General features: G+C 28.0%; 18 protein-coding genes. 8 read left to right on the top strand and 10 right to left on the bottom strand.

From position 1 onward, the window contains the following. Positions 1-12 precede the first annotated feature (12 nt). A complete protein-coding gene (gene carA / locus ACQPUY_RS11905) occupies positions 13-1,062 on the bottom strand; it encodes a glutamine-hydrolyzing carbamoyl-phosphate synthase small subunit (protein WP_430841452.1) in 1,050 nt (349 codons plus the stop codon). A 780-nt stretch (positions 1,063-1,842) separates the two neighbouring features. Between carA and ACQPUY_RS11900 the strand changes: the two genes are divergently transcribed. Together ACQPUY_RS11900 and ACQPUY_RS11895 are read left to right on the top strand one after the other, a co-directional pair. Next, positions 1,843-2,574, top strand: a complete 732-nt coding sequence (locus ACQPUY_RS11900; protein WP_430841451.1) for an ATP-binding cassette domain-containing protein — start codon at positions 1,843-1,845, stop codon at positions 2,572-2,574. Continuing rightward, complete coding sequence (locus tag ACQPUY_RS11895) at positions 2,567-3,754, top strand: ABC transporter permease (RefSeq protein ID WP_430841450.1); 1,188 nt, start codon at positions 2,567-2,569, stop codon at positions 3,752-3,754. The genes ACQPUY_RS11900 and ACQPUY_RS11895 overlap by 8 nt, the downstream gene beginning before the upstream one ends. 224 nt (positions 3,755-3,978) lie before the next feature. On the opposite strand, the gene ACQPUY_RS11890 is transcribed toward ACQPUY_RS11895, so the two are convergent. Then, positions 3,979-4,260, bottom strand: coding sequence for a hypothetical protein (locus ACQPUY_RS11890; RefSeq protein WP_430841449.1), 282 nt, complete (start codon positions 4,258-4,260; stop codon positions 3,979-3,981). Positions 4,261-4,269: 9 nt separating this feature from the next. Next, entirely contained in the window at positions 4,270-5,055 is a 786-nt protein-coding gene (locus ACQPUY_RS11885) for an SDR family NAD(P)-dependent oxidoreductase (RefSeq protein ID WP_430841448.1), read from the bottom strand. A gap of 236 nt (positions 5,056-5,291) precedes the next feature. Here ACQPUY_RS11885 and ACQPUY_RS11880 point away from each other — a divergent pair, with 236 nt between their 5' ends. Further along, positions 5,292-5,873, top strand: coding sequence for a helix-turn-helix domain-containing protein (locus tag ACQPUY_RS11880; RefSeq protein ID WP_430841447.1), 582 nt, complete (start codon positions 5,292-5,294; stop codon positions 5,871-5,873). 94 nt (positions 5,874-5,967) lie between these two features. Here ACQPUY_RS11880 and ACQPUY_RS11875 read toward each other — a convergent pair whose 3' ends face one another. The 3 genes from ACQPUY_RS11875 to ACQPUY_RS11865 form a co-directional block, all read right to left on the bottom strand. Further along, complete coding sequence (locus ACQPUY_RS11875) at positions 5,968-7,359, bottom strand: NCS2 family permease (protein WP_430841446.1); 1,392 nt, start codon at positions 7,357-7,359, stop codon at positions 5,968-5,970. A gap of 407 nt (positions 7,360-7,766) precedes the next feature. Then, positions 7,767-8,417, bottom strand: coding sequence for a SanA/YdcF family protein (locus ACQPUY_RS11870; protein ID WP_430841445.1), 651 nt, complete (start codon positions 8,415-8,417; stop codon positions 7,767-7,769). Positions 8,418-8,472: 55 nt separating this feature from the next. After that, a complete protein-coding gene (locus ACQPUY_RS11865; RefSeq protein ID WP_430841444.1) occupies positions 8,473-8,943 on the bottom strand; it encodes a GNAT family N-acetyltransferase in 471 nt (156 codons plus the stop codon). 290 nt (positions 8,944-9,233) lie between these two features. Here ACQPUY_RS11865 and ACQPUY_RS11860 point away from each other — a divergent pair, with 290 nt between their 5' ends. From ACQPUY_RS11860 to ACQPUY_RS11845, 4 genes are all read left to right on the top strand, one after another. Then, positions 9,234-9,980 (top strand): ABC transporter ATP-binding protein, encoded by a 747-nt coding sequence (locus tag ACQPUY_RS11860; protein WP_430841443.1) that lies wholly within the window; start codon positions 9,234-9,236, stop codon positions 9,978-9,980. Between the two features lie 13 nt (positions 9,981-9,993). After that, on the top strand, positions 9,994-11,112 hold the full coding sequence (locus tag ACQPUY_RS11855) for an ABC transporter permease (RefSeq protein WP_430841442.1): 1,119 nt from the start codon (positions 9,994-9,996) through the stop codon (positions 11,110-11,112). Then, positions 11,109-12,212, top strand: coding sequence for an ABC transporter permease (locus ACQPUY_RS11850; RefSeq protein ID WP_430841441.1), 1,104 nt, complete (start codon positions 11,109-11,111; stop codon positions 12,210-12,212). The genes ACQPUY_RS11855 and ACQPUY_RS11850 overlap by 4 nt, the downstream gene beginning before the upstream one ends. Before the next feature lie 180 nt (positions 12,213-12,392). Continuing rightward, positions 12,393-12,941, top strand: a complete 549-nt coding sequence (locus ACQPUY_RS11845) for a lysozyme inhibitor LprI family protein (protein ID WP_430841440.1) — start codon at positions 12,393-12,395, stop codon at positions 12,939-12,941. Between the two features lie 83 nt (positions 12,942-13,024). Here ACQPUY_RS11845 and ACQPUY_RS11840 read toward each other — a convergent pair whose 3' ends face one another. The 3 genes from ACQPUY_RS11840 to ACQPUY_RS11830 form a co-directional block, all read right to left on the bottom strand. After that, on the bottom strand, positions 13,025-14,269 hold the full coding sequence (locus ACQPUY_RS11840; protein WP_430841439.1) for a glutamate-5-semialdehyde dehydrogenase: 1,245 nt from the start codon (positions 14,267-14,269) through the stop codon (positions 13,025-13,027). 44 nt (positions 14,270-14,313) lie between these two features. Beyond that, positions 14,314-15,120 carry a glutamate 5-kinase gene (gene proB, locus ACQPUY_RS11835; RefSeq protein WP_430841438.1) on the bottom strand — a complete coding sequence of 269 codons (807 nt, stop codon included), beginning with the start codon at positions 15,118-15,120 and terminating at the stop codon, positions 14,314-14,316. A gap of 74 nt (positions 15,121-15,194) precedes the next feature. Continuing rightward, on the bottom strand, positions 15,195-16,268 hold the full coding sequence (locus tag ACQPUY_RS11830) for an AI-2E family transporter (RefSeq protein WP_430841437.1): 1,074 nt from the start codon (positions 16,266-16,268) through the stop codon (positions 15,195-15,197). Between the two features lie 187 nt (positions 16,269-16,455). Here ACQPUY_RS11830 and ACQPUY_RS11825 point away from each other — a divergent pair, with 187 nt between their 5' ends. Beyond that, positions 16,456-17,817: a YjiH family protein gene (locus ACQPUY_RS11825; protein WP_430841436.1), complete on the top strand. Its 1,362-nt coding sequence runs from the start codon at positions 16,456-16,458 to the stop codon at positions 17,815-17,817. A 37-nt stretch (positions 17,818-17,854) separates the two neighbouring features. Here the strand turns inward: ACQPUY_RS11825 and ACQPUY_RS11820 are convergent, their stop codons facing one another. Then, positions 17,855-18,508: a pentapeptide repeat-containing protein gene (locus ACQPUY_RS11820; protein WP_430841435.1), complete on the bottom strand. Its 654-nt coding sequence runs from the start codon at positions 18,506-18,508 to the stop codon at positions 17,855-17,857. Between the last annotated feature and the right edge of the window lie 13 nt (positions 18,509-18,521).

Raw genomic sequence — 18,521 nt, 5'->3', positions numbered from 1 at the left:
TCCTAACCCCTCCTATAGTGCATACTTCATGAATTTATCAAATATATATTCGCTATCCTTTGGTCCTGCTGAAGCTTCTGGATGGAATTGAACTGAGAATATTGGAAGTTTCGTATGCTTCATTCCTTCAATAGTTCCATCATTAATATTAACGTGAGTCGCTACAACATCCTCTGGTAATGTTTCAACTACATATCCATGATTTTGTGATGTAATATGAACCTTATTTTCTTCTAAATCTTTAACTGGATGATTACATCCTCTGTGTCCAAATTTCAACTTAGTAGTTTTACCACCTAAAGTTAATGCTAGAAGTTGATGTCCTAAACATATACCTACTAAAGGTTTCTTTCCTACTAACTTCTTTATATTTTCTATTACATCCTCTAGGTCTTCTGGATCTCCAGGTCCATTTGATAAAAATATTAAATCTGGATTTACCTCTAAAACCTCTTCTGCAGTTGCACTCATTGGGAATACTGTTAATTTACAGCCTCTCTTTTTAAAGTTTCTAATTATATTTTCTTTTATTCCAAAATCAATTATTGCTATGTGCTTTCCTTCACCATCTATAGTGTACTTTTCTTTTGTACTTACTCTACTAACTGCGTCCTTGTTTGAAAAGCCTTCTACTCTCTCCTTAACATCTTCTAAAGTAACATCTTCTAACGAAATCATTCCCTTCATAGTTCCATAATTTCTTAATACCTTAGTTAACGCTCTTGTATCTATTCCTTCTAACCCTATTATCTTATTTTGCTTTAAATAGCTTTCAAGGTCCATTTCACATCTAAAGTTATTTGGAAAATTACATTTTTCTCTTACTATGAATCCCTTAACCTTTGGTGTTTTTGATTCCATATCCTCTAAATTTATTCCATAGTTACCTATAAGGGGATAAGTCATAGTAACTATTTGTCCATAATATGATGGGTCTGTTAAAACTTCTTGATAACCTGTCATCCCTGTAGTGAATACTACCTCTCCAATACTATCTTTTAAGTATCCAAAGGCTTTACCCTCAAAAATCATGCCATTCTCTAATATTAGCTTTGCTCTCATATTTAGCCCTCCTAAAAATTAAATATATATAGCTAAAAATACACTTCATAAAAGCTTATCTTACTAAAATAAAAAGGATACTAAGGAGACAACGAAATTACAGTTCTCTCCTTACTATCCTTTTATATTTAATATCAGTACTAGAAAATGTCCCTACTGACATAGCTATGCAATTATCTTGTGAATATAAATATAACATAATCATATACTCCCTTTCTGGCCTCACAGGACCAATTTAAAGTGTACTTTTTAACTTATGAATTATCTTTTTGATAATTATTTATCCTTTTGATAATATTTTATATTTTATCCATATATATGTCAAGAAGTTTTATATTAATAATTATACAATAACTGTTATTATAATAATATTCAATATATTATCTATTTTACATTTTCAAATACGCGTTACCGATATAAATACTTAGATAGTAGATAACTCTTAAATTATATACTTATTATATATAATACCTTATATTTATTTATAATTACACATATTTGTGAATAAATATTCAATAATTATAAATTTTTATACATCGTTATATATTAAATGCTTTTTTTGTAAAAATATCCTATAATTATTATTAAATAGTTACTTAAGTCATTTATATAGTGACTTACAGTAATAGAAAGACTTTGCGTATTGATTTATTATATAATTAGAATTAATTGGTATTTTTTTATAAATTCTATTGATATTTTAATTTTGAATGTTATAATGTAGTATATAATAACTCTTAAAAGAATAAATTTTACTATTAATAAGAAGGGGGTAAATCCGTGCTTAAAGTTAATAATGTTAGTAAACAATTTAAAAAATCAAAAGTAGTTGATAACTTATCTTTTTCAGTAAATAAAGGCGAGATAGTTGGGCTACTTGGCGAAAATGGTGCAGGTAAAACAACAACACTTAGGATGATATCTACTATGCTTGAAATATCCGAAGGAAATATTAAAGTTAATGATATCGACGTAAAATCAAACCCAGAAAGAGTAAGAAAAGAAATAGGAATTCTTTTTGGTGGTGATGTTGGTCTATATGATAGGCTTAGCGGAAGAGAAAACATCAGATATTTTGCTAACCTTTATGGAATGAGTAAAAAAGAGGCAGACGAAAGAATAGATTCATTAGCTAAAAGCTTTGAAATGGAAGATTATATTAATAAACCTGTTGGTAAATACTCAAGAGGTATGAAGCAAAAAATTTCTATTGCTAGATCAATAGTTCATAATCCTTCTGTTATGCTTTTTGATGAACCAACTACTGGATTAGATGTAAGTGCTGCAAGAATTGTACAAGACTTTATACTTCAATGTAAGAAAGAGAATAAAATTATATTGTTTTCAAGTCACTCCATGAAGGAAGTTGAAAAATTATGTGATAGGGTAGTTATTATCAATAAAGGCAAGCTATTAGAGGATTGTACATTACCTTATTTAAAAGAAAAATATAATAATGATGACTTAGAAGAAACATTCTTAGGTCTTATAGGAGGTCATACTAATGAGTAACTTTTTAACTGTTTTAAAGAAGGAACTTATAGATATTGTAAGAGATAAAAAGACATTAGTATTTACTTTAATACTACCAATTCTTATTTATCCTTTAATGTTTAAATTTATGTCATCATCTATGGAAAAAGCTCAAACTGATGTTGAAAAAGAAATTAATATTTATATAGAAGGTGATACTGATTCCTCTATGGCAAAAGTAATCACTTCCTTAGAAAATGTTAAGCTTCCTGAGATAGATTCTCCTACCGAAGCTTTAAAAAATGGAGATATTCAACTTATTATTAATATTCCAGAAAACTTTGATGAAAATATAGCCGCTGGTAAAAATGATACTATTGATTTATTAATAGATGAAGAATCTAATAAATCAATGATTGCTAGTAGTATGGTTAATGAAATTTATGAAAGCTATAAAAATACAATCATAGAACAGAGATTAACAGCAAACGGCATAGATCCTTCAATATTAAAGCCATTTGAAGTTAACATTCAATCTGGAATAAATTCAGATAGTGAAGATGTAAATGGTGTTGCATCTATGCTTCTTACTATGATACCAACACTTATAGTAATACTTATGGTTTCTTCAACCGTTGGTATGGCAGCTGATCTTGGAGCAGGAGAAAAAGAAAGATTTACTTTTGAACCATTGCTTTCAACTTCAGCAAAAAGATCCTCATTACTTTGGGGTAAGATAACAGCATTGTGCACAATTTCCTTTATAGCCCTAATAGCTAACTTAGCTGCTATGGTATTTTCAATGCAAAAATTTATGAGCTTTGGAGAAGGAGATATTCAGTTTAATTTAGCACCAGCAACTATATTAGGTATGTTAGTAATAGGTTGCTTAGTGTTAGTAACATTATCTGCACTACAAATTTCAGTAAGTATATATGCAAGGTCAACTAAGGAAGCTAACTCATATTTAGCTGCTATTACAATGCCAACTATGATACTATCCTTCTTACCATATATGATGGATGCAAAAGGCATAAACCCAGCATTCTTTAATATTCCTATAACTAATGCAATTTGCTTAATGAAGGAATTTACTGTTGGGATATTTGACATTAAACATATAGCTATAGTAGTCGGATGGCATATAGTATATATAGTTGCTTCAATTATATTTGCTAAATTCATGTTTTCTAAAGAAGAAGTCATTTTTAGAAACTAACGTTTCTAATGCATAATTGATAATGCATAATGCATAATTTAGGTTATAATTCACTGAAGTGAATTATTAAAAATAAAAATAAGGAAATTCAGCCAGAGACTGAATTTCCTTATTAATTACACCTTAAGTAATACATAATTGATAATGCATAATTTTTGAAATAATTCAGGCAAGCTGAATTATAAAAAATCTAAACTACAAAGAGTTTTTCTTCTAATTATCCATTAAGCATTATCCATATTAGAAATTTTACTATCAAAATTTCTAATGTCAGGCCAAGTATGATAATTAGCTCCTTCTTTAGAATGATGTTCTATAAAATCATCAATATTAATTTCATATGTTTCAAAGCCATCTAACTCGATGTCAATTATTTCACCATTTAATAGATCAAACTTAGTTACTTCTCCTGTTGGTATTGATTCACTTCCATAGTAAAAAGTAACCCCATTATCTACTAAGGTCTCATATAATTCTATAATTTCATCTTTTAGATTTTCTTCCACTAATATCACCTATCCTTTGTTCATCATTAGTATTATCTTTCTAGATAAACTTCTAGGTATTAATTTATTTAATGTTATAATTAACTTATTTTTAAATCCAGGAATTATTATTAGCTTTCCATTCTTAAAATCCTTATAAGCAATTTTAGCTACTTCCTTAGGTGTCATTAACGCCTTTTTTGCAGCCTCACTCTTTCTTATACCTGATTTTTCTTGAAAATTAGTTTTTACAGGTCCCGGACATAAACAACTTACTTTTATTTCACTGCCCTTTAATTCTTCATATAATGCTTCCGTAAAATTAAGTACATAGGATTTAGACGCATAATAAGTAGCCATTTTAGGTCCAGCACAAAAAGCTGCCGTTGATGCAACATTCATTATCGATCCTTCCCCATGCTCTATCATACTAGGCAAAAACATTTTCGTTAGTTCTGTTAAAGCTCTTATATTTACATCAATTAATTTAAGTTCCTTTTCTACTTCTATTTCACTTAAATATCCAAAGGAACCCATACCTGCATTATTAATTAAAATATCCACAGACAGATTTTTTTTATTCACAAAATCTAATACTTTTTCACAAGAGTTATCCTCAGATAAATCCAAGGCAATAGTATAAACTTTAATATTATAAAATTCTAACTCGTCTTTTACCTCTTTTAATTTCTCCTCATCTCTTGCAACCAAAATCAAGTTATTTTCATCTTTTGCATATAGCCTTGCTAATTCATATCCTATACCAGTAGTAGCTCCAGTTATTAATACACAGCTCCTACCATACGGTTTACCCATAAAAAATCCTCCATTTATATTTAGATATTAAACTTTAATTTTTAATATAACATATTGTACTAAAAATATAAATATTATTATCCTCTGAGAATTACATATTTATTTTGATATAATTATTTTATACAAAATAGTAAATTATAGTAAAATAAACTATTAGTTGCTTACATTCAATGTGAAGCTTATAGAACGCAACCATATAGAATGATAGATTATTATTAAAGGAAGTGATAAAATTCATGATTTCAAAGCGTATCCAAGAGCAAAGAAAAATAAAAGGACTAACTCAAGAACAGTTGGCAGAATCATTAAATGTATCTAGACAAGCTGTATCCAAGTGGGAAAGTAATCAATCATTACCTGAGATAGATAGAGTAATATTAATGAGTGAAATATTTAATGTTTCAACAGACTATCTTTTAAAAGGTATCACTATTGAAGATAGTAAAAATAATAATTTAAAGGATTATAGTCTTTTGGGAACAATATTTATTTCCATAGGTCTTATACTTACAATTACACTATGGTATGAGTATCAAACCTCCTTATCTATTGCTATAGGATTAATTATTCAGATTATAGGAATTTTCCTAACTCTATCTAGCAATATCAAAACTTTTAAAAACTATAAAATTAAAATTTTAATTAGCTTTTGCTTAATACCATTTATTCCTTTAAGCCTACTTATTAATTTATTTTTTAATAAAAGCTTAGGCTTAATTTTAACACTAAAAGCACCTATCCCATTTATATTCTTTGGATTATATGTTGTAATAGGCTTAATAGGCTCTATTATGATAAATAAATATTTAAAGAAATAAAAACTGGTGAAATATCATTTTAATCAATATGATATTTCACCAGTTAAATTCAATTATTATTTATCCCCAAAATTATTTCTATATTTAAAATATACTACATTGCATTGATTATGAAGCTTAGTAAGAATAATGCACTAACTACATACATTATTGGATGAACTTCCTTCGCTTCTTTCTTAACTACTTTAGTTAAGCAGTATGTTATAAATCCAGCTGCTACCCCATTTGAAATACTTCCAGTAAAAGGCATAAATGTTACTATGAAAAATGCTGGCATAGCTACTTCAAAATCTGACCAATCAATATTCTTGAAAGATTCCATCATTAGAATACCTACAACTATTAATGCTGGCGCTGTAGCTGCTGATGGTACCATCCCCATTATTGGTGATAAGAATAGTGATATTAAGAATAATCCAGCTACTGTAACTGAAGTAAGCCCAGTTCTTCCTCCTTGACCAATTCCTGCTGCACTTTCAACATATGTAGTTGTATTGCTTGTACCTAAAAGTGCTCCAATTGATGTTGCTGTTGCATCTGCAAATAACGCTCTTTCTAGTTTTGATGAGAAATTATTTTCACTTTCAAATAACTTTTCATCATTATCATCAAAGATTCCTGCTTTTCTACCTGTTCCTAAGAATGTTCCTATAGTATCAAAAGTATCTGATAATGAAAATGCAAATACAGTAGTAAATACTAAGACTATCTTAGAAGGATCGCTAAACAATCCTGCAAAATCTAGTTTAAAAAATGTTGGTGCTAAGCTTGGAATACCAAAACTTATTTGTGAAAAATCTGGTACTTGTGTTACTCCCATAAAAATCCCTATAACCGTAGTTAAAAGAATACCTACTAAAATCGCCCCTTTAAAATTTATAAGCATTAAAATAAGTGTAATTACTAGTCCAATTAATGCTAATAATGCTGCTGGATCTTTAAAGTCAGTCATCGCTAGAGTGACACTATTAAATATTGATGAACCTTCTGATGAAGCAATTTGATTTGCGGCTTCACCTGTAAAGTTAATAAATTGAGCTTGTTTAATACCTATAAAAGCAATGAATAAACCTATACCACCTGAAATTGCATATTGAAGTGAATGAGGAATTGCTTGTATAATCATTTTTCTTATCTTAGTAGTAGTAATAATAATATTAATAACACCGCAAATAAATACCATTGCTAAAGCTTGTTCCCATGTAAAGCCAAGACCTAATACTACTGTATATGTGAAAAATGCATTTAATCCCATACCTGGTGCTTGTGCAAATGGTACATTAGCTACTAGTCCCATTATCAATGTTCCTGCTGCTGCTGCAATTATAGTAGCAACAAAAACCGCATTTTTATCCATACCTGCTGCTGCTAAAATAGAAGGGTTTACAAATAAAATGTATGCCATAGTTAAGAATGTAGTTAAACCAGCCATTAATTCTGTTTTAACATCAGTTCCATTTTCCTTAAGTTTAAAAAACTTCTCCATATCTTTACCTCGTTTCACAAAATTCGAATGTTATATTGATATATTATCATTTCATTCGTATTAAATCAATATGTTTTTTCTCACTTTATAAATTTTCTCATATTAATCCAATTTTTTTAATGTTTATATCTTTTTTTTCATAGTTTTTACATTTCCCTTTTTAAAAATACGAATATTAACACTTTATCCACAAGATGAATATCCGTGTATTTATTTTTCATTTAATCTTTTTAGTATTATAAATAACACATAATAATATAATAGAAAAATTCATATGTATAATTTGCTTATTGAGTCATTCTGCTCTAAGTCATCGCAATATTAATAGATTAAATCTGAATTATGAAGATCGTAAAAAATAGAAGTGAGGTTTTAATTTCTCACTTCTCCATCTACTTATTTATAAATTACTTCTCGTCTTCCGTTACTCTTCCATCAGAATTATTTACAGGAATAGAATCACCTAAAAATGTAGGTTCAGGTTTTAATATATTCACATAAAAGAAATCCTTTAATTGAGCTAAAACTTCACGTCTTTTATAGCTATCCATTAATTGATATCCTCTTTTATCTGACTTTACACCATAAGCTTCTATTCCTAACCTTCTAGCTATATATAGTGCTCTAGGCAAGTGATATTCATTAGTAACTACAATAGCCTTCTCTACCTTAAAAATCTCTTTTGCTCTATACATACTATCATAAGTACTGAACCCTGCATGATCCATAAAAATTATTTTTTTATCTATATTATCTTTCATAATATAGTCTTTCATTGCTCTGACTTCATTATACTCTTCACTTCCATGGTCACCACTTAAAATAAATACATTACCAAGATTAGATCTATAAACCTCTAAGGAAGTTTCAAGCCTGTCTGCTAATATATCCGAAGGAGTTCCATCATTTCTAACTCCCGCCCCAAGAACTATTATGGCATAATTATCATTAGGTATATCTTCTAAATTATATATATACTTTTTATAACTATTAACTATTGAAATGGTAACACTTATGGTTAATACAAATATTATTAGTAAAGATACAAATATGCCCATACCTCTTTTCTCCACTTCTTAAATTTAAATATCTTCATAAAACCATCCTGCTCCATTATATTCCTAATTTCATTTTAACGTGCGGTATTCCCGCTTCTTCATATTCTGCTGAAACCTCTTTAAATCCAACACTCTTATATAATTCTTTAATATAACTTTGTGCAGATATACTTATATTATTCACTTTATAATTTTTCTCAATCTCATCAATTGCACTAAGCATCATTTCTTTAGCTAGACCCCTCCCCCTGTATTCCTTTAATACTAGTACTCTTCCTATTGAAGCATCTTCATAAGAAAGTCCCGGAGGAAGTAATCTACAATATCCAACTACTTTATCAAACCCATCTCCATTATCTATAGCAAATAAATGAATACACTTCTTATCTTTATCATCAAAATCATTTTCACATGTTATTTCTTGTTCACATGCAAAAACCTCATATCTCGCCTTAGCTATCTCATAAAGCTCATTTATGTTAAGTTCATTAAAATACTTACTTCTAATTTCATATTTTTTCTTCATATAATACTCCTTATCAATCACACTTATCATTTATTATCATTATAATATTATTGTTTTATATTTTCTATAAAGATCCATCGTTAAAACTATATGGCTTTATTATAATTTTCAATATCTAAATAAATACATTTAATATGAATTTTTAAGGTATGAGAACTTATCTAACCATATTGAATTAATTTACATCTTTTTTAGATATTTTAAGGAAATATTAAGTTTGTACAAGGCAACTTGTAGTATTAATATTAAATTATATTTAAATGAACATTGTTCATATAGGAGGAATTTATATGATAATTGAAATAAAAAATCTAGTAAAAAATTACAAAGATTTTAAAGCTGTAGACATAAAAGAGTTAAATATTAAGGAAGGAGATAGTTTTGGATTTCTAGGTCCAAATGGAGCTGGCAAAACAACTACTATAAGTATTTTAAGTGGACTTTTTTCTAAATACTCTGGTGAAGTTAAGATATTTGGAAAAAATATAAAATCAGATCCTGTATTTATTAAAAAAAACTTAGGTGTAGTTCCTCAGGATTTAGCTTTAATTGATGATTTAACAGCTGAAGAAAATGTTAAATTTTTTGGAGAATTGTACGGATTAAGAGGAAAACAACTTAAAGAAGCAGTTAAAGAAACATTGGAATTTGTTGGGTTATGGGATAGACGAAAAGACTTTCCTCCCAAATTTTCTGGTGGAATGAAAAGGAGATTAAATATAGCTTGTGCTATTGTTCATAAACCTAAATTAATAATATTTGATGAGCCAACAGTAGGTATTGACCCTCAATCAAGAAATAATATTTTAGAAACTATAAAGAAACTTAATGAACAAGGCTCTACTATAATTTATACTTCTCACTATATGGAAGAAGTAGATGCTATATGTTCTGATATTTGCATAATAGACCATGGAGAAATAATTGCAAGAGGCACTAATGATGAACTTAAGGCTTTAGTTAAACATGAAGATGGAAGCATAGCTTCTCTAGAAGAAGTATTCCTTCAACTTACTGGTAGAAGCCTTAGGGATTAGGAGGTATTGCCTTATGAAAATATTAACTATAGTCAAATACAGACTACTCCAATCAATAAGAGATGTACAAAGCCTTGTAACAATGATATTAATACCAATATTTCTAATATTGATTTTAGGAAATGCACTAAAAAATAATGAAGACTTTACTGCAAGAACTGTTGATAAAGTAAATTTATTATATGTAGATAAAGATTCAACCGACAGTGCTAAGGCCTTTGAAAACTTTATAACACTAGATGAACTTAGAAATATAATTCAAGTAGAAAAAGTTAATGATATCGAAGAGGGAAAAAAATTAATTGAAAATAGAAAATATGATGCATTAGTTGTTTATGATGAAAATTCTTCTGGTAAACTTGAGCTAATTGGCTCTGAATACAATCAACTTGGAGTTTCTATAGTAAAAGGAATAATAGAAACATATTCTTCTTCAGCAAATGCTATGGAAGCTTTAGCTAAGATTCAATCAAGAGATTTTACTTTAAATCAAAGTAATAATCTTCAAGATGAGGCAGTTTCAGTATCAGGTAAAAAACCTTCTGCTATAGATTATTATGCTATAACAATGCTTGTAATGATAATAATGTATGGATCAATTTATGCTAACTTTGCTATAGATAAATCTTATTATGGTCCAGTAGGAAATAGATTTAGATCTACTCCCTTGAGTCTTCCTGAAATATTTATTGGAGAAACTGTTGGTGTAGTTATAACAATCATGGTTCAAGCTTTAATACTATTGCTAATCTCAAATTTAGCCTTTGGGGTAACCTTTGGAAGTAGTATTCCAACAATATTATTATCAGCACTTTCACTATCAGTGTTATCTACAATGCTAGGTATATTTGTCGTAATGGCAACAAAGAAAGGTCTAATAGGACTTGCTCTTTTAAATGTTATAGTGCCTATATTTACATTTTTGAGCGGAGGATTTGTCAAGGTAAACTTCAGTGGAATTCTTGGCTATTTAGCCAAATTAACACCTAATTATCTAGCTTCAAATGCTATGTTTAAATCAATTTATGGAGGAGCTTCAAAAGAAGTATTCTTAAATATATTAGGCCTTTGGATTATATCTGCCCTATTATTCTTAGGAGCAAATATAATAGGAAGGAGTGAAAGAGTATGACAATATTTAAAGCAACATTAAAAAGATTATTTAGACAAAAATTAAATCTTCTATTTTTAATAGTATTACCATTAATTTTTATGATTATTGCCTTTTCAGGATCAAATGGTACAGCTCCTTTAAAGGTTACTATTATAGATAATGACAATACAGCTATTACAGAAGATATAATTGACAGTATTAAAGATAAGGCAGAGGTTAACTTTGATGATGAAGATACTATCCAAGATAACTTAATTAATAATGAAATAGATTATGCAATAGTTATTCCCGAGGGATATACCCAGTCTTTAATTAATGGTGAAGACCCTGTAATAAAGACTTATGAAGCAAAGGAAGGAAATACTTCTACAGCTATAAAAACCTCATTAGATAACTATATAAATATACTAAAAACTTTTGCTAAAAACTCTAATGGTGATGAAGAAAAGTTTTATGATGCAGTTAAATATTACTCAGATGGCTCTTATAAACTATCCTATACAAGTGTAGATAAGGGTGAAGGAAATAAGTCCAAAACAGATACTGCTATGGCATTTATAGTACTTAATCTATTATTTTCAGCAACTTCAGCAACTAATATTATACTAAAAGATAGAGAAAAAAACGTATTTACAAGATTATTTACTACACCAATAACAAGATTTAAATATATATTCCAAAGCTTACTTTCATTTTTAGTAATTACATTTGCACAAATTACCTTATACTTTTTAGTATTTAAATATATATTTAAATTTAATTTAGGAGATTCTCCTTTAAGTCTCTATATCCTATTCCTAATATTTGGTGTATTCACTATTTCTCTTGGAGTATTTATTACTACACATGCTAAAGATTTAAGGGTATCTGGAACAGTAAGTACACTTGTAATACTACCTTTTGCAATGCTTGGCGGATGCTTCTGGCCAAGAGATATAATGCCAACAGTACTACAAAACATATCTAAGGTAATACCAACAACTTGGATAAATGCTTCTAATAGCAATATACTTTATGGTGCAACTTTAGGAAATGAAATTACTACTATAGTATTACTGTTAGGAATTTCATTAATACTACTAGGATTATCTTCATACAAACTAAAAAATAAATCTTAAGGATATGTCACATAGATAGCAAATTAAAAACTATACATTAGTTTTTAATTTGCTATTTTATATTGTTAAATATTATTATTGGGATTTAATTAATAAAATTTGTTTTTTAAAACTTATTTGTATAACATTGGAAGATATATTATAATATATTTTGTTGTATAAAAATAAAGGAGAACATTCATGAGAAAATTTATGAAAAGTATAATTTTTATTATAGTTCCATTTACGTTGTTTTTAACAGGCTGTACTACTAACATAAATAAAATTGAAGAACAAACTAATGAAAAGGAAGATCAATCAATTTCTTCAGAAAAAATAGAAACTACTATCGATAAATCAAATGAAGAGAATATTACTGATGAATATTCTACAAAGCAAATTTATTTGGAGAAATTAAATCAATTAGAAGAGAATTTAAACACATCCTTAAAGGAAAAGTATGCTAGTCCTAAAACTCAAGATATGATTGATGCCGCTAATAAGGAATATACTGAATGGGATAATATGTTAAATGAAGTTTATACAAAATTAGAGGTACAATTGTCAAAAGAAGATATAGATAAATTAAGAAATGAAGAACTTGCTTGGATCGAAAACAGAGATAAAAAATCTAAAGAAGCATATGATCAATTTAATGGTGGAACAATAGCACCCTTAAGTCGTATTAAAAGTTTATCAAATAATACTAAATCTAGATGCTATGAGTTAGTTAATCAGTATATGAAATAGTAATTTAGATTATTTTTTTAGCACAAAAATTAGACAGTAGATATATATGTCTAAAAACAAAAATATCTCTGTCCTGAATTTTATTATCTTATTTGTCCATTTCCATATATTATATATTTAGTAGTCGTAAGCTCCTTAAGTCCCATTGGACCTCTTGCATGTAGCTTTTGAGTGCTTATTCCTATTTCTGCCCCAAATCCAAATTCTCCTCCATCTGTAAATCTTGTAGATGCATTAACATAAACTGCTGCTGCATCAATTTTATTTAAAAACTTTTGAGAATTCTTATAGCTATTTGTGACTATAGCTTCTGAATGACCTGTACCATATTTATTTATATGTGTAATAGCTTCATTTATATCTTTAACTACCTTAGCTGCAATTATATAATCTGAATATTCCTTACCCCAATCTTCTTCAGTAGCAGGTATAATATCAGATATTATAGACTTAACTTTTTCATCTCCTCTTACTTCCACTTTCTTTTCTCTTAAGGCTTTAATAATAATTGGTAAAAACTTATTTGCTATATTTTCATGAATAAGCATTTTTTCTGCTGCATTACATACTGCTGGTCTTGAGGTTTTTGCATTTACTATTATATTCTTAGCCATTTCAAAGTCACAAATCTCGTCTACATAAATATGGCAATTTCCAACACCCGTTTCAATAACTGGAACTGTTGCATTTTTTACTACAGCTTGTATTAAACCTGCTCCCCCTCTTGGAATTAGCACATCTATATATTCATTAAGTTTCATCATTTTAGTAGCTGTTTCCCTACTAGTATCTTCAACTAATTGAATTAAAAATTCAGGTAAACCAGATTCTTTTACAGCTTCCTTTAACACCTTTACTATAGCTTTGTTTGAATTTATAGCTTCACTTCCACCTCTTAAAATAACTGCATTCCCAGTTTTTAAACAAAGCCCTGCTGCATCACAAGTTACATTAGGCCTAGCTTCATATATTATTCCTATTACCCCCATTGGAACTCTTTGTTTTCCTATTTGAATCCCATTAGGTCTTTTCCACATCTCTATAACTTCTCCAATAGGATCATCTAAAGCTATAAGTTTCATTAATCCCTTAGCCATATCTTCAATTCTATCTTCATTTAAAGATAATCTATCTAGCATAGCCTTTGAAATTCCTTTTCCAATAGCTACATCTAAGTCTTTTTTATTTTCATTTATAATCTCTTGCTTATTTTTCAATAAAGCATTTGCCATTAATTCTAAAGCATTATTTTTTTCAGTTGTTGATGATACTCCTAAATCATAAGAAGCCTCTTTTGCATTTCTCCCTAACATCTCAATAGTAAGCATACTTAATCACTCCCTGCAATATTTTATATACTTTAAAAACTCACTTAGCAACTTACAAACAAAGTTCCTATTTCTTTACCATTTAGTATTCTTAATATTATATTTGGATCTTCTCCATTGGCTAATATCATATGAACTCCAGCCTCAGTTGCTGTTCTTGCAGCCGTTAACTTAGTTATCATTCCACCAGTACCTAAATTACTTCCTGCACCTCCACAACACTCTTCAAGCTCTGGAGTGATTTGTGTTATTTCTCTTATAAGCTTTGAATCTATATTTTTTCTAGGATCTGAATCATAAAATCCATCTATATCAGATAATATAATTAAAAGATCAGCATTTACTAACTTAGAAACTATTGCTGATAAATTATCATTATCTCCAAATCTAACTATATTTTCTATTTCATCTATAGAAACTGTATCATTTTCATTAACAACAGGAATAATTCCATTTTCGATTAATGTTTCAAAAGTATTACAAACATTATTTCTAACATGGTCATCTTCAACTACATCTCTAGTTAAAAGCACTTGACCTACAGTATGGCTATAGTCACCGAAAAACTTACTATATATATGCATTAATTCACATTGTCCTACTGCTGCAACAGCTTGCTTTTCTCTTATAGTTTTAGGCTTTTCTTTTAGTTTTAGTTTAGAAACCCCAACACCTATTGCTCCTGAAGTAACTAATATAACTTCTTTTCCCGAATTCATAACATCTGATAATACTCTTGTTAACTTTTCTATCCTAGTTAAATTTATACTTCCATTATCATATGTTAATGTTGAAGTTCCTACCTTAATAACTATCCTATTAGCTTCTTTTATTTTATCTCTATAATTCATTCCTACTAATCCCCCATTATTGTTCTTTATTTAATTATAGATTTTTTTGTATATTTTTTCTACAGCCTAATCTTTTAATTTTCTTCTTTAAACTCCTTTATCTTTTCTTCTACTTCTTTATTAAAATACTTAAAAATAACTTTAAGTAATGAGTAAATCGGCACTACAACAAAAGCCCCAATTGGTCCAACTAAAGATGCTGCTCCTACTACTAAGAAAATATCTGTAATTGGATGTATTTTCATTGTTTTTCCCATAATTAACGGTACAACTATTCTCCCTTTAAGCGTTTGAGCTATTAAAACTAATACAGATAATTTTAAAATCATATTCCAACCTAAAGCTATTGCAATTATGTAGGGAAGTATTAAAGATATAAAGAAACCAACAAATGGTATAAAAGCTAATATAAATGTAACAGATGCTAAAAGTAATGGACTTGCCATTCCTATTAGTTTATATCCAATAAACATCATTGTCGCCAAAGATAGAGCTACCTTTGCTTGCCCAATAATATATAAGGATAATACTTCATCTCCCTCTTCTACAACCTCATAAATCTTATTTTTATATTTCCCTGGAAATATATTTACTATAGATTCTTTTATATCATCCTCATCTTTAAGTAAATAGAACAATATTAAAATAATTAATAATATATCTGAAAATAATTGCATTCCTTTATCAAATATTTTTCTTAAACTAATACTTAATATAAATATATAATTTTGCATCTCTTCTAAAAACTTATCATAATAATTAGTCATTAAATTATTTCCTATAACTAAATCTTTAATATAATTCATTCCACCTCTTTCATTTATTATATTAAAGAAAATTGACTTAATATATAAAAATTGTTCAATAAAATAATCTCCAAAATATTTAATTATTCCAGTACTTATAAAGAAAAATATAAATAATGTTAAAACTGCAGCTCTGGCTCTTTTCATTTTCTTTTTAACAAATATATTATTTAGCGGTTTAAGTATATAAAATAAAAATACTCCAAATATTATTGGTATAACTACTACTGAAAAAATTACTCCTATAAAGCTTTTTAATAGGGATATCTTGCTTAATAAAATTATTAATAGTACAAATAAATTCAAAATAACTAAATATATTAAAACATTTTTCTTTTTCATAAGTTAGATTCTCCTTTTAGTTACTTAATAGATTTAGTTTATCCTTATTAAAAGAAAATATTAACATGTAATTTTTAAATAAATTTTAGTTGTTTTTGAGTATATATCTATTGATTTTTAGTTTTAAAATGTATTAAGATTAATTGCCATATATAAATATTAATAATTGAATTTAAAGGAGAACAAAATGAATAAATTAACTAATGATAAATTTTCTTTGAAGTCATCACTTACTTTTATTATTCCATCATTAGTAGGAATACTGCTGTTTATAGTGCCTATTAAGTTTAATGGAGAAATTACTATCCCTGTAGCTTTAATGTCTAAATTCTTAGCAACCATGTTAGATGGATATTTAACAACTATAATTACTTTGATCATTTGTATTTCTGCAATATGCAGTATAATTACTAAAATTTTAAAACCAGACCTTATTTTGGAAAACGAATTTTTAAATACTTTATTTAATGTAAGCACTATTTGGTTTATAGCTAGAATTTTAGGTGCAGTATTTTGCATTCTATCATTATTTAATTTTGGGCCTGATATAATAATAAATTCTGCAACCGGATCTTTTGTTTTAAATGATTTACTTACAATTTTATTTACTATATTCTTTTTTGCTGGTTTATTATTACCTTTGCTACTTAACTTTGGATTATTAGAGTTCTTTGGTGCAGTTCTTGCTAAAGTTATGAGACCTGTATTTACATTGCCTGGACGTTCATCAATAGATTGTATTACCTCTTGGCTTGGTGATGGAACTTTAGGAATAATATTAACTAATAAACAATATGAAGAAGGATTTTATTCTAAAAGAGAAGCTGCTGTAATAAGCACAACTTTCTCAGCTGTATCTATAACTTTTAGTTTAATAGTAATAGATACTGTTGGATTATCTCACTTATTTATTCCATTTTATTTAACAGTAACTGTTTCTGGAATAATTGCAGCAATAATTCTTCCAAGAATATATCCTTTACGTAGTATTCCTAATACATATTACAATAATAAAGAAAAAAGAGATGATGAAACAATTCCTGAAGGATATAATTCATTTTCTTGGGGATATAAAAAGGCTTTAGAAAAGGCTGAACAAAATCCTGGAATTAAGGATTTTGTAATAGATGGATTTAAAAACGTCTTAGATATGTGGCTTGGAGTTCTTCCTGTAGTTATGGCACTTGCTACTATTGCATTAATTATAGCTGAATATACTTCTGTGTTCCAAGTCTTAGGTTTACCGTTTATCCCTTATTTAAACCTACTTCAAGTTCCAGAAGCTGTAGCAGCATCACAAACTCTAGTAGTTGGATTTGCAGATATGCTACTTCCATCAGTTTTAGCTGCTAACTCTATCACTAGTGATATGACTAAATTCATAGTTGCTTGTACTTCTGTTTCTCAATTAATATATATGTCTGAAGTAGGTGGAGTTCTACTTGGATCAAAAATTCCTGTATCGTTAAAGCAACTATTAATAATATTTATAGAAAGAACTATAATTACACTACCTGTAATAGTTCTTATAGCAAATTTTATATTCTAACATGTAAAAGGCTGTCTCAAAGACAGCCTTTTGTAAATTAATAATTATTATTTACTACTATATTCATAAGTCTAGTTAAATCTAATGCCTGCATAGTATTAACTACAGCTCCTGATAAATCTTCTATTTCAACGTCTATTCCTGTAATATCACAAGTTGTAAAATCTATTTTATTTAAAGTTGTTTTATTAAAGTAGGCATTAGTTAAATCTGTTTCATTAAATATAACTTTATCTAATTTTACCTGTTGAAAAATTCCCTCAGAGAAATTACAATCATCGATAATAATATTCTTAAGTCTTGAAAAAGAAAGGTTCATATACTTACCAATTGAGTTATTAAATAATACTTCTTTTATACTACAATCATCAAACTTTGCTCCAAGTAGTTTACAATTAATAAACTCAACTCTATGAATACTTCCTCCCCCAAAGTCTACATTTGATAAATCACAATTTTCAAAAACTGAATCTAATAAATCTATATTCTGTAGTGAGCACTCATTAAATGTAGTATTTCTAAATATACAAGAATCTATAGTTAAGCCTTTTTCATTCAAATAATCTATTTCTACATTTTCTATTATCTTATTTTGTATTTTTTCAGATCTAACTACTTCATCTTCTATCCTTTCTATTTCTTCAAGCTCATCTATAAACTTAGGTTTTTGTATTTTATATGCCTTTCCCATATCCGATTCCCCA

The sequence above is a fragment of the Clostridium nigeriense genome, assembly GCF_050585245.1.
Classification (GTDB): Bacteria; Bacillota; Clostridia; order Clostridiales; family Clostridiaceae; genus Clostridium; species Clostridium nigeriense_A.
Note: the sequence above shows the minus strand (reverse complement) of the source record. Positions and strands in the feature narration are given on the sequence as shown.

Bases quoted from the DNA above. Each gene is read 5' to 3' on its own strand.
- ACQPUY_RS11865 (WP_430841444.1), bottom strand. From the start codon at position 8,943: ATGAAGAAAAAATATGAAATTAGAAGTAAGTATTTTAATGAACTTAAC.
- ACQPUY_RS11895 (WP_430841450.1), top strand. From the start codon at position 2,567: ATGAGTAACTTTTTAACTGTTTTAAAGAAGGAACTTATAGATATTGTA.
- ACQPUY_RS11860 (WP_430841443.1), top strand. From the start codon at position 9,234: ATGATAATTGAAATAAAAAATCTAGTAAAAAATTACAAAGATTTTAAA.
- ACQPUY_RS11830 (WP_430841437.1), bottom strand. From the start codon at position 16,268: ATGAAAAAGAAAAATGTTTTAATATATTTAGTTATTTTGAATTTATTT.
- ACQPUY_RS11885 (WP_430841448.1), bottom strand. From the start codon at position 5,055: ATGGGTAAACCGTATGGTAGGAGCTGTGTATTAATAACTGGAGCTACT.
- ACQPUY_RS11825 (WP_430841436.1), top strand. From the start codon at position 16,456: ATGAATAAATTAACTAATGATAAATTTTCTTTGAAGTCATCACTTACT.
- ACQPUY_RS11840 (WP_430841439.1), bottom strand. From the start codon at position 14,269: ATGCTTACTATTGAGATGTTAGGGAGAAATGCAAAAGAGGCTTCTTAT.
- proB (WP_430841438.1), bottom strand. From the start codon at position 15,120: ATGAATTATAGAGATAAAATAAAAGAAGCTAATAGGATAGTTATTAAG.
- ACQPUY_RS11855 (WP_430841442.1), top strand. From the start codon at position 9,994: ATGAAAATATTAACTATAGTCAAATACAGACTACTCCAATCAATAAGA.
- ACQPUY_RS11880 (WP_430841447.1), top strand. From the start codon at position 5,292: ATGATTTCAAAGCGTATCCAAGAGCAAAGAAAAATAAAAGGACTAACT.
- ACQPUY_RS11845 (WP_430841440.1), top strand. From the start codon at position 12,393: ATGAGAAAATTTATGAAAAGTATAATTTTTATTATAGTTCCATTTACG.
- carA (WP_430841452.1), bottom strand. From the start codon at position 1,062: ATGAGAGCAAAGCTAATATTAGAGAATGGCATGATTTTTGAGGGTAAA.
- ACQPUY_RS11870 (WP_430841445.1), bottom strand. From the start codon at position 8,417: ATGGGCATATTTGTATCTTTACTAATAATATTTGTATTAACCATAAGT.
- ACQPUY_RS11875 (WP_430841446.1), bottom strand. From the start codon at position 7,359: ATGGAGAAGTTTTTTAAACTTAAGGAAAATGGAACTGATGTTAAAACA.
- ACQPUY_RS11850 (WP_430841441.1), top strand. From the start codon at position 11,109: ATGACAATATTTAAAGCAACATTAAAAAGATTATTTAGACAAAAATTA.
- ACQPUY_RS11820 (WP_430841435.1), bottom strand. From the start codon at position 18,508: ATGGGAAAGGCATATAAAATACAAAAACCTAAGTTTATAGATGAGCTT.